Origin of the sequence: Erythrobacter sanguineus, from assembly GCF_900143235.1 — a bacterium.
Classification (GTDB): domain Bacteria; phylum Pseudomonadota; class Alphaproteobacteria; order Sphingomonadales; family Sphingomonadaceae; genus Erythrobacter; species Erythrobacter sanguineus.
This window is the reverse complement of sequence record NZ_FRDF01000013.1, coordinates 100,175-111,720: the sequence shown is the minus strand read 5'-3', so window position 1 is coordinate 111,720 and position 11,546 is coordinate 100,175. Positions and strand designations below refer to the sequence as shown.

8 protein-coding genes are annotated in these 11,546 nt (G+C 59.7%); 3 read left to right on the top strand and 5 right to left on the bottom strand.

Annotated features, from left to right (window positions below):
• Positions 1-167 precede the first annotated feature (167 nt).
• From BUA05_RS11560 to BUA05_RS11550, 5 genes are all read right to left on the bottom strand, one after another.
• Complete coding sequence (locus BUA05_RS11560) at positions 168-782, bottom strand: TetR/AcrR family transcriptional regulator (RefSeq protein WP_158093713.1); 615 nt, start codon at positions 780-782, stop codon at positions 168-170.
• A 382-nt stretch (positions 783-1,164) separates the two neighbouring features.
• Positions 1,165-2,613 carry a hypothetical protein gene (locus BUA05_RS14600; RefSeq protein WP_143150308.1) on the bottom strand — a complete coding sequence of 483 codons (1,449 nt, stop codon included), beginning with the start codon at positions 2,611-2,613 and terminating at the stop codon, positions 1,165-1,167.
• A 155-nt stretch (positions 2,614-2,768) separates the two neighbouring features.
• Positions 2,769-3,248, bottom strand: coding sequence for a hypothetical protein (locus BUA05_RS14595; protein ID WP_143150307.1), 480 nt, complete (start codon positions 3,246-3,248; stop codon positions 2,769-2,771).
• A gap of 702 nt (positions 3,249-3,950) precedes the next feature.
• Positions 3,951-4,274, bottom strand: coding sequence for an MliC family protein (locus BUA05_RS11555; RefSeq protein ID WP_084662636.1), 324 nt, complete (start codon positions 4,272-4,274; stop codon positions 3,951-3,953).
• 78 nt (positions 4,275-4,352) lie between these two features.
• Complete coding sequence (locus BUA05_RS11550) at positions 4,353-5,024, bottom strand: queuosine precursor transporter (RefSeq protein ID WP_086616565.1); 672 nt, start codon at positions 5,022-5,024, stop codon at positions 4,353-4,355.
• Between the two features lie 292 nt (positions 5,025-5,316).
• Here BUA05_RS11550 and BUA05_RS11545 point away from each other — a divergent pair, with 292 nt between their 5' ends.
• The 3 genes from BUA05_RS11545 (at position 5,317) to BUA05_RS11535 (ending at position 11,466) form a co-directional block, all read left to right on the top strand.
• Complete coding sequence (locus tag BUA05_RS11545) at positions 5,317-6,795, top strand: NupC/NupG family nucleoside CNT transporter (RefSeq protein ID WP_084662634.1); 1,479 nt, start codon at positions 5,317-5,319, stop codon at positions 6,793-6,795.
• Between the two features lie 73 nt (positions 6,796-6,868).
• A complete protein-coding gene (locus BUA05_RS11540; protein WP_072675161.1) occupies positions 6,869-7,798 on the top strand; it encodes an isopenicillin N synthase family dioxygenase in 930 nt (309 codons plus the stop codon).
• A 251-nt stretch (positions 7,799-8,049) separates the two neighbouring features.
• Positions 8,050-11,466 (top strand): TonB-dependent receptor, encoded by a 3,417-nt coding sequence (locus BUA05_RS11535; protein ID WP_072675160.1) that lies wholly within the window; start codon positions 8,050-8,052, stop codon positions 11,464-11,466.
• Positions 11,467-11,546: the final 80 nt, after the last annotated feature.

Sequence of the window (11,546 nt, the reverse complement as noted above, 5' to 3'; positions counted from 1 at the left end):
TCGAGCACGATGCGGATCTTGTCCTCAGCCGAGAAATGGCGACGGGTTGCACGCCGGATGTCCTTCACCACCCGCTCGGCAGGGGCCTTCTTGGGGGGCGATTTCTTCAAGGAGGGTTGGGTCTTCATCTTCGTTCCTTCGTCACTACGACGAAGCCCCAACCCTCCTTAAATCACAACCTCAAATCTGTGCCATTGGTGCTGACGGGGGACAAGGCATGATATCAACGTGGCAACAGCTTCTTGGGCGTCTTCCGGGCACAGGCCCTGATCGATCCGTAGGCGCTGCCACGCCTCAAAGCTCAATGCCAGATCGATCGCTTCCAACAAGGGCTTCTGGTCCCTTATGGCTTGAGGCAAAATATTTTCCAGAACCGAACGCATGATGGCAAGCCTAAAGGTTTGGGCAGCCTGCAATTCGTCTGAGCCTTCTCTGTGGGCATCAGAGGCCCGCTGAAAGGGCATGAATTCCTCGAATGCCCGTGAGCGCCGGTCGATGATCTCCTGAAGCTTCCCTTCCCACCCTTCACTTTGGAAAGGCGCTGCCAGCATACTGAAACGCTTGGCCACCCCTAAGATAAGCTCTTGATAGAGTTTTTCCATGTCATTGAAATGCCGGAACACCGTGCGCCGGCCCACGCCTGCGCGGGAGGCGATCTGTTCTGCTGTTGGCCTGACGTTGCCCTCGGCCAGCAATTCCAGCGTGGCCGCGACGATGTGGTCCCGTGATTGCTGGGCCCGTTTGGCGCGGCCATCAGTCCGCTCTGCACTGAGATCAGCCAAAATGTCTCTCTCCCATTCTCAGTACCTCGGCCACGGTATCGCCTGATTGTTCAGGAGGCTTTTGCCACGACGCCGGGAAAAGAAGATGTCTTTCAACGGGTTCCGGCGCCTCTGGTCAATAGGTGCGACATTGCACGCCGATCATTCCTTGTACAACGTGCCGAGGCCAGTCCACGCTAAGAACGTCATATTCGACAACGTCGAACGAGCGCCATACCCGTCGCAGAAGAACCTCGGCTTTGCAAATTTCATTGATGGCCAAAGCTATCCGCATGCAAGCGCACGGCACTGCCAAATTCTGAGCTTGCTGGGTTTTTTGATTTGGAAGTATTTAGGGTGTCTGCAGCATTCCGCAGACACTCTGGTATTTACAAAACCAAAATCAGCCCGAGCAGCGAGTCACAGGGCCAATCCTTTGCCCGATTTCAAACGTCCAAGGATCATCGGTTATCGGATTACGGGAAATAAGCATGCCAGAGCCTGCCAACATGCCAAGGATCTCACCATTTCCAGCTTCCTGAATGGTGCCCATTCCGGCCCAAGGGCTATTCGGAAGGAATGTTCCTTGAGGTCCAGCTTGACTTACCGGAACAATATTGCCGCCGCTTGAACACAAGGAAACGTCGTCGCCGTTAAAGAGATTTGTTTCCAAACGGTAGTCACCTTGCACATCATCAGAAGCCAGAACCTGTTGCTCAGACAAAGCAATAGTGCCGAACCCAAGGAAGCCACCATCTGTGTCGAGCCATCCGACATTCTGACTATTTGACGCAGGAAATTGGATTAGCGCATGCCGCGCTTCATCTCCGGCAAAGGTCATCGCCCATGCTCCGGTGTCTGCATCAAGAGACGCAGTGCCGGATCTCGTCCCGCCGGAACAAGTAGCAGGGCTAACACCAAGGTTCGCTCTTTCGCAATACGTCACAGCCAGGTCAGCGCCATTCTGAGCCAGCTCGATTGTCCCGAAACTGGTGGTACACATTGCTTCATCAGGCGTGTTCAACGCCGTGTTCCAGATCACCCCCGCCTTCGTCTGGGCAGGAAAGCCCTTACTGGCTGCGACTCCTTCGTTGGGCTTACATGACGAGGAAACGAAGTTGTACACCCCGACCATATCAGGTGCGGCATCAATTTTATCCGTTACACCAAGCACGGGAACGGTGACGAGGTTTTGCAGGTACGGATCATTGCCGAAGCTGAGCGACGTGTCGCTTGCAAAGGCCCTGTTGACCCCGTTGAAAATCGGAAATGCCACTCGGGCTACCATGGACCGGCCATCCGCATTGATCGTGAGCCTTCCAAATGGATTACCGTCACTGCCCTCCATGAGGAAACCATAGCCGCGATCAGTATCAGCGATAAGCCGGCCGCTCCCAGCGTATATGCTTTCGTCCAAATCCAAAGCTCCATAGGAACTCTTGGTGGTTTCCCAACTGTAGGTAAGGCTATCGAAATCGAAGTCGAAATCTACAACTTCTCCAGCGGCTGCCGAGCTGAAAAATCTTTGGCCAGTCAGCTGATCAACACAGGTAATCGCAATATCGCCAATCGAGCCGCTCAGCACCCCGCTGGCGTTAGTTATTGTGCACTCTTGACCAGCCGGCGGTGCGCTCAAAGCTAAGGAGTAGGTGGAACCACTGTCGAGATCGCCAAATTGAAAATTTCCACCACCGGCCGGAACAGTCGTAGTCTTTACGCCGTTAAGAATTAGCACAACGGGCCCACTGTTCCCAGAGACTGCACCACTCAGACTGACCGGCGCAACCTCATCAGATCCACAGGATGCCAAGCTGAAAGCCAGCGGTACTGCCCATAAATACACAAATCTCATTAAATACAGCCTTTATAAAGTCGGGTATCGGCGCAATTAAAAATCATTCGCGCATTGATGAGTTTTCAAAATTTCCGGGGAAAAATATTTATTGTAGAAATTCTGGCCTGGCTTTTATTGCAGTCCAATAAAAGCCAGGCCGGATTTGGCGAACTTCAGTTTACTTTGAGGCCGAACGCGTTACCTGTAATCTTCGTGGTCCCATTGTAGCCAGGAACCACTACCAGCTTGCCCTTGAACGATGAAGGGATCGACTGAACAGCTTCAACTGTTCCGGCTGCGAAGCCCTCGCCCTCCATCAAGCACTCACCGCTGGTGGCAACTACACACACCCCGAAGGCAGTGGCTCCTGCAGCAACCACAGCAGCTTTCGCAGCGGTTTCCGCCCATCCACAACCATTGCACGCCACGGTAGCATAGCCCGGCTTGCCATCTGTGACTGTGTGGCAAAGCTCGAATCCATAGGTGAGATTTGTGTTTGTAGGGCCTTTACTTCCATCCTGATGATACCAGTGCACACTGAGGCTCGTTCCCGAATCGTTTTTCACGCATTGTTTGGAATTTGCACTTGCAGAAGTGGGAAGCGCTACAAAGCTGACCAGGGCGGCAAGCAATAAAGTGAGATATTTTACCATGATTTATGTCCAATTCTGTTAGCAAAGATGTATTTTGGTATTCGTCAATTGTTTATTACAATTTTTCTATTTGGAGTGTTAGGCCTTCGCATTATCGCCCGCACCAGCGATGGAAGAGCATGGCAAAGCATACGGCTTGTAAGGCGGGATCCGCTTAAAAGCCGGGCTTCCCCCTAAGCATTGGCTACAATCTATAAGCCCACGGCAAAGACCGAGATGCGCATCTCGATACCTTGCAGATACTGGCACTGCGGCGTGCCATCAATACGCGTGTGCCCGTATTTTTGGGGCTTTTTGTAGACGTTTTATGCGGGGGTCACGGATGCGAACCTACCAGAACGGACTGGCTCCCACTTTGAAAATAGCCAAGCCTCTGCTGATCGTTATGATCTCACCATCGGGGGCATTCTTGGACTTCTTTGGCATAGAAAGGAGCATGGGCGGGAAGGGGTTTGGAAGCAAAAGGTATAAACCAAAGGTGTAAACAGCCATATAACCTACTGATATATAACCAGTGCATGAGAATCTTTTAATCAGCGGGTCACAGGTTCGAATCCTGTCGGGCTCACCATACCTGTTTGCGCAGCCCCTCCGGACTGCGACATCCCCGGCCCGTTCGGGCCTCCGGGCGGGCGGTCGCCCTTGCGGTCGCTGTGCGACCGATCAGCACTCCATCAGAATCTTCTAAAAGGGGGCGGCGCCTCACATTCCGCGCGGCATCATCACCTTGTTGCAGGTCATTGGTGCCATGCGGCCCACGGTCCACATCGCCTCGTCGCCCTTGCTCCAGAACTGGTGGGTGGCGCTCATGTATTTCGCGCCCGATGCGGCCTTTTCGGCCGGGATCGTGACAGGTGCATCGTCGTTCATCTGCACCATCACGGTTTCCGCATCGACATAATCGACCTTCAGCCGCGTTCCGTTGCCACAGTTGTAAAACGTGCTTGAACTGGGGCCGCTGACGATTTCGTTGCAGGCCACCAGCGCGATGGTGGCGGCGAGCAGCGCGATCATTCTGGTTTTCATGAATTTTCCTCCCTGACCTTCCCCCGACGATACCGCCCACAGGCTCAGGCTGAAAGCGCCGAATCGTGCCCCCTCCGTCTAGCCCCGCTCATCAAGCCCCCGATCGTCAAGCCCCCGATCGTCAAGCCAACGCGCCGCACGCACCCCGAAGGTGATCAGGAACGGCACCAGCACCAGGCTGAGCACCACCTTGGCCAGCACCTGCCCCAGCATCAGATCGGTGATGTCGAACTCGCCATAGAACGCGAGCGTGACGAAGATGACCGAATCGACCGCCTGACTAAGGGCAGAAGCGATTGCGCCGCGCACCATCAGCCCGATCGTGGTTTCTTCGCCCGGGCCGCGCAGCCGGTCGAAGATCCAGATATTGAGCAGCAGCGAGGTGATGTAGGCCGCCGGACCTGCCAGCCACACCCGCCAGGTCGAACGGTGGACCTGTTCGAAGGCGGCCAGATCATCGGGCCGGAAGGCGACCATTTCAACCGAGGGTGGAAGCGCCAGCACCAGTTGCATCAGCAGCGCCGACAGGCCGAGCGGCAGGAACCCCCACCACACGATCCGCTGCGCCAGAGCGCGGCCGTAAAGCTGGGCGATCGTGCTGGAAATCACCACCAGCAGCAGGAAGGCGAAAATCCCGCTTTCGACCGCCAGCTGCGTCGGCCACAACTGCACCTGCTTGAAGGCGAGCACGCCCGCCAGCACTGTCATACCGCCATACAGCAAGGTGAAGACAAAAAGACCCAGAGGCATTGCGTGCGGCAAAGCTGGTGACGCAGCCGGAGACGGGGCCAGAGACGGGGAAGGGGCGGGGCGCGGCGCCTCGGTCGCGGTGTTTTTCATCAAGGCCGGGGTAGCCAGCGCGCGGGCAAAAGAAAAGCCGCCTGCATTGCCCTGTCACCGGCCTGCCCGGTCCGCGTCATCTTCCCTGCTTGCAACTGGCCCCGCAAACTGCCACGCCCGGCGCGGTTGCGAGCGGCGTCCTGCCTGCCGGCAACCGGGGATCGGGTCAGTTTCCGGACAAACAAGGGGCATCGTCGCTGCCGTGAACGAGAGTATCACGTCCATCCTGCTGAGCCTTGCAGGGGTCGCGGCCATTCTGGCCATCGCCTTTTCGCTGTCTTCCGCCAGACGCAGGATCAACTTGCGCGTGGTGGGCGCGGCGTTCGGCTTACAGGCCTTCACCGCGCTGATCGTGCTGCGCACCGATATCGGCGTGGCCGTGATCGGTGGCCTGTCCGAAGGGGTGATTGCGCTGCTCGATTTCTCCAAGGTCGGGATCACATCGGTGTTCGGGCCGATGGAAAGCAATCCTTTTGCCAACACCTTCGTCATCGCCGCCTTGCCGGTGATCGTGTTCTTCGCCGCGATCGTTTCGATCCTCTATCACCTCGGCATCATGCAGCGGCTGGTGCGCTGGGTGGGCGGGGCGATTGGGTGGGTCACCGGCATCAGCAAGGTCGAGGCGCTGGGGGCGGCGGCCAATATTTTTGTCGGCCAGTCGGAAAGCCCGCTTGTGGTGCGCCCCTATCTCGCCGCGCTGCCGCCCGCGCGGCTGTTCACGCTGATGGCGGTCGGCATGGCGGGCGTGGCGGGAACGATTCTGGCTGCCTATGCCAGCTTTATCGGCGCGGATGCCGTGCCATTCCTGCTTGCGGCTGCCTTCATGTCGGCGCCGGGCGGGATCCTGATGGCCAAGATCATCATGCCCGACGATGCACCCTATGCGCCCGGCCGGGATGACGGGATCGCCGCCGCGGCGGTCGCCCGTGCGCGCGGGCGGACAAATGCGCTGGCCGAGGCGACACGGGTGGTGATGTATGACGAGAACGGCCATGAAATCGAGCTGCCGCAGTCGCGCATCAGCTCGGGCGGGCCGGCGGCGATGGTGGAAAGCGGCAAGGCGGATGAAGTGACCGCGGCTGAAACCTTCGAGGAAGGTCATCGCCCCGCCAATATCATCGAGGCCGCCGCGCAAGGCACCCAGACAGGGGTCAAGCTGGCGGTTGCGGTGGGCGCGATGGTGATGGTGTTTGTCGCGCTGGTGGCGCTGGCCAACGGGATGCTGGGCGGGATCGGATCGGGCATCGTTGCGCTTGCGGCAGGGGTGGGCGCGCCGATGGGGCCGGAAAGCGCCGTCTGGTTCGAAACCCTGAGCTTTCAGAAACTGCTGGGTTACCTGTTTGCGCCGGTGATGTTCCTGATCGGGATCGCCGACTGGGAACAGGCGCGCATTGCGGGTGGATTGTTCGGCACCAAGATCGTGCTCAACGAATTCGTCGCCTTCATCGATCTGGGCGCGATGCAAGGCGATGAGCTGACGACACGGAGCCGTGCGATCATCACCTTTGCGCTGTGCGGCTTTGCCAATTTTTCCTCGATCGCAATCCAGATGGCGGTCACCGGCGGGCTGGCCCCCAATCAGCGCCCCGTGATTGCGCGGCTGGGATTGAAGGCACTTGCCGCAGGCAGCCTCGCCAACCTGATGAGCGCGGCGCTGGCGAGCCTGTTTCTCCCGTTCTGAATCCGCCTGACGCCATTGCTCTTGGCCCCATTGCTCTTGGCAGGCGCGCGAGGGCGGGTGTAAGGCCGCGCGCATGAATGACATTGCTTCCGTTTCGCTCGCCCAGCCGCTTGAAGCCATCGCCGATGAACTCGGGCGCAGCTTTGCCGAATATGGCTTTGCCGTGGTGCGCGATCACGGCATCCCGCAGGATCTGATCGACGAGGCGGAGGCGGTTTCCAAGGCGTTCTTCGCGCTGCCTGATGCGGTCAAGCGCGCCTACCGAATCGAAGGCGGCGGCGGGGCGCGCGGCTACACCCCGTTCGGGACCGAAAAGGCCAAGGACGCCGAGGTGTTTGACCTCAAGGAATTCTGGCACGTCGGCCGCAGCCTGCCGCCCGGACACCCGCTGACCGCATTCATGGCCCCCAATATCTGGCCCGACGAAGTCGAAGGCTTCCGCGAAACCATGGGCGCGCTGTTCGCCGCCTTCGAGGCCGCGGGTGCGCGCGTGCTCGAAGCCATCGCATTGCACCTTGGCCGCCCGAGGACCTTTTTTGCCGCCAGCGTCGAGGACGGCAATTCGGTGATGCGCCTGCTGCATTACCCGCCGCTCGGCCCCGATGCGCCCGAAGGCGCGATTCGCGCCGCTGCGCATGGTGATATCAACACCATCACACTGCTGCTCGGGGCCGAGGAGGCGGGCCTCGAACTGCTCACCAAGCAGGGCGAATGGCTGCCGATCCCAGCGGCGGAGGGCGCGTTGGTCATCAATGTCGGTGACATGCTTGAACGCCAGACCAATGGACAGCTGCGTTCGACCACGCACCGGGTCGTCAATCCGCGCGGGGATGCGGCGCGGCGATCACGCTATTCGATGCCGTTCTTCCTGCATTTCCGGCCCGATTTCCTGATCACCCCGCTGCCCGAATGCATCGACGCCGATGCTGCGAATCCCCCGCCTGAGCCGATCTCCGCGCATGATTTCCTGATGCAGCGGCTGCGCGAGATCAATCTCGCCTGAACCCGCCCGCTCGCAGCCGGAAAACGGCGCAGCCAAAAAACCTTCCATTCGTTGCGCAGATGCAACACCTGCTGCGGGAAGTGGCGGAAATGCGCGTGATTTTGTGCACTGCGGGAAACGCTACGTCAGGAAACGCATTGTGAGGTTCGCGGGTTTCATCAAACTGTCACAGAACAGTCGCTTTTCCGCAGTCGCGCGGGCTTAGGGGAGCCCGGTCTCATCTCTCTCTCCACTGTCATCAGGGGCGTATCATGAAGCTTAAGTATCTTCTCGCGGCAAGCGTTGTCAGTCTTGCCGCCACCTCCACCTTTGTTGCGCCGGCTGCGGCACAGCAGATTACCTCGGGCGTCGAAGGGCAGATCAGCGACGAGAACGGCAATGCCATTTCGGGCGCTGTGGTGGTCGTCACCAACACCTCCACCAACGGCACCCGCACCACCACCACCGGCGCGGATGGCGGTTTCCGCATCATCGCGCTGCAGCCGGGCAATTACGAAATCACCGTCACCGCAGCCGGTTACGAAGGCCAGACGGTTGAAAACGTCTCCACCAACATCGGTGGCCGCACGGCGTTCAACTTCGTCCTCGCCTCGACCGAGGCCGGTGCCAGCGACAGTGCCATCATCGTGACCGGTGCCCGCGCCCGCGTAAGCCAGGTTGCAGTCGGCCCGGGCACCGCCTTTGGCCGCGAAGAGCTTGAAGCCTTCCCGTCGATCACCCGCGACATCCGCGACATCATCCGCATCGACCCGCGCGTTGCGCTGGACAACCAGAACGACGTGGAGCGCATCTCCTGCCTCGGCGGCAATGACCGTTCGAACACCTTCACCGTCGACGGTATCGTGCAGGCTGACGTGTTCGGCCTCAACGGCACGCCGTTTGCCGCGCGCAACGCGCTGCCGCTGCCGTTCGACGTGGTCGATCAGGTCTCGGTCGAATTCGCGCCGTTCGACGTGGAATATTCGGACTTCACCGGCTGTCTCGTGAACGTCGTCACCAAGGGCGGCGGCAACCAGTTCAGCGGCTCGGCTTTCATCACCTATTTCGATGGCGGCATGGTCGGCGATCTCGACACCGGCAGCCAGGAAAAGCGCTGGGGCGCCACCCTGTCCGGCCCGATCATCAAGGATCGCCTGTTCTTCAGCTTCGGTTATGAAGAAACCGATCTGGGCGACGGCAACGAATTCGGCCCTGCCGGCGGCGGTTTCCTCAATGAAGCCAACTTCGTGACTCAGGCCCAGTTCGACGAATTCTCGCAGATCGCCAACGACGTTTATGGCATCGACACCGGCGGTTACCCGCGCGCACTGCCCGAAGCTTCGGTGCGGTACTTCGGCCGTGTGGACGCAGTGATCGCCGAAGGCCACCGGCTCGAGGCCACCTATCAGCGGCTTGAGGAAACCAACGTCGAATCCGACACCGGCGGCCAGAACCTGACCGGCCTCAATTCGTTCGAGGACGAAGGCACGATTTCGAATTACTACTCGGTCCGTCTCTATTCGGAATGGAACGACTCGGTCTCGACCGAACTGCGCATGAGCCGCGCTGAAGTCGGTGACGTGCAAGGTCCGTTCGGCGGCGGTGAAGCCCAGTCCGACAACCCAATCGTGCGTCTGGCCGTTGGCGTGCCCGCTGTTCCGGGTGAAACCAACCAAAGCGGCCTGCTGACCACCGGTCCGGGCATCTTCCGTTCGGCCAACCAGCTCGACACCAAGATTGATCAGGCCCGTTTCCAGATGAACATCGACGCGGGCGGCGGTCACTTCTTCAAGCTGGGCGCCGAGATCAACGATCTGGAAGTGTTCAACCTGTTTGCAGTGAACGCCACCGGCACGCTGTTCTTCCGCGACCTTGCCGATTTCCGTAACGGGATCGTCGCCGGTGGTAATTTCTCGAGCGTGTTTGGCGATCTGGCCGACGAATTGGCTGCCGGTAACCTGGGCGGGGGCACCATCAACGCCTCCCCGACGGGTGACATCAACGAAGCGGCCGCGCTGTTCAGCCGCCAGATCTATTCGTTCTATGCCCAGGACGAATGGCAGGCGACCGACCAACTGGCGATCAACGCTGGTATCCGGGTGCAGATCTTCGATGGTGACGCGCCGCGCGCCAACCCGACCTTCCTCAACCGCTACGGCTTCAGCAATGCGAACCCGTTCAGCCGGCTGGATCCGGTTGTGCTACCGCGCCTTTCGGCGACCTATGATTTCGACAATGACGGCTTCTTCTCGAACTCGCGCCTGACCGGCGGCGTCGGCGTGTTCTCGGGCGGCGATCCGGTGGTGTATTTCTCCAACGCCTTCTCGAACAACGGGTTTGCGGTGGGCGAAGGCAGCACCTTCAGCGCGAACTGCGCCGGGCTTACCAACCCGGATGGCTCGTTCAGCGTGGTGCAGGGCGGTACTTTCACCGGCTTCCCGGGCTGCGCGATTGCCAATGGTTCGGCGCAGGCTGCTGCCGGTCTCGCCGACGCACAGTCGACCGATCCCGAATTCGACGTGCCGACCGTGGTGCGCGCGAATATCGGCTTCCAGACCACCTTCGGAACGGATAGCGGCTTCTTCAGCGACTGGCGCCTGAACCTCGATTACATCTATTCGCGGTTTAACGACACGCTGAACTTCGTCGATCTGGCGCAGACCCCCAACATCACCCGCGGGCTCAACGGCTTCACGGTTGACGGGCGCCCGATCTACGCGGCGATCGATCCGACCGATCCCGATGCGGTGGGCTGCAACGCCACGCTCAACTACTCGGGGGGCACGCCGCCGGTGTGGCAGAACGTGACGGCACCCTGTTTCAACCGCATTGGTCGTGACGATGAAATCCAGCTCACGAACGGGCCGAGCTACGATAGCCACGTCGCCTCGATCATCCTGTCGAAGCGGTTCCAGGGCGGCCTGTTCACGCAGGGCGGTTCGTTCAACGTGAATCTGGGTTACGCCTTCACCGACTCGAGCAACAACCGCAACAACGGTTCGTCCACGGCGACTTCGTCCTATGACATCACCGCGGCCTTCGACCGGCAGAACCCGGCGGTGTCGACCTCGAACTTCGAAGTGCAGCACAATATCACGGCGACCTTCAACCTGCGCGAAGAGTTCATCGATGGGTATGATACCAATATCGGCCTGTTCTTCCGTGCGCGTTCGGGCCTGCCGTACAGCCTGACTTTCGATGGTGGCGGGGTGTTCAACGACTCGGCTTCGGGTTCGGACAATGCGCTGCTGTACATTCCGAACGGTCCGAATGATCCGAACGTGTCGCCGCTGTCGAATGCGGGTGCGGTTGCGGACCTGATCGATTACGTCAATGGGACGAACTGCGGTTTCACCCCCGGCACCTCGATCGAGCGCAACACCTGCCGGCAGGACTGGCACTTCGATGTCGACCTTCGCTTCAGCCAGGAACTGCCGTTCATTGGCAAGCTCACCGGCATCACGCAGGATCGGGTGACGCTGTTTGCCGACTTCCAGAACTTCCTCAACCTGCTTGACGAAGACTGGAACGTGCTGCGTCGCCGTCCGGACTTCGTCGACGTGGTTGATGGTGGGGTGGACCCGCAAGGCCGCTACATCATCAGCGGCTTCGCGCCGGACGATCAGAACTTCATCGCGCCCGGCCCCTCGGCATGGCGGATCCAGGTGGGTGCGCGCTACGAATTCTAATTCGCAGCCTGCCTGACAGGACACATGAGCGGCGGGGCCTTCGGGCTCCGCCGTTTGTGTTTGGGCCGCTTGCGTTGGCG

Excerpts from the sequence above, each read along its gene's own strand:
- BUA05_RS14600 (WP_143150308.1), bottom strand. The coding sequence starts at position 2,613 with ATGAGATTTGTGTATTTATGGGCAGTACCGCTGGCTTTCAGCTTGGCA.
- BUA05_RS14595 (WP_143150307.1), bottom strand. The coding sequence starts at position 3,248 with ATGGTAAAATATCTCACTTTATTGCTTGCCGCCCTGGTCAGCTTTGTA.
- BUA05_RS11555 (WP_084662636.1), bottom strand. The coding sequence starts at position 4,274 with ATGAAAACCAGAATGATCGCGCTGCTCGCCGCCACCATCGCGCTGGTG.
- BUA05_RS11550 (WP_086616565.1), bottom strand. The coding sequence starts at position 5,024 with ATGCCTCTGGGTCTTTTTGTCTTCACCTTGCTGTATGGCGGTATGACA.
- BUA05_RS11540 (WP_072675161.1), top strand. The coding sequence starts at position 6,869 with ATGAATGACATTGCTTCCGTTTCGCTCGCCCAGCCGCTTGAAGCCATC.
- BUA05_RS11535 (WP_072675160.1), top strand. The coding sequence starts at position 8,050 with ATGAAGCTTAAGTATCTTCTCGCGGCAAGCGTTGTCAGTCTTGCCGCC.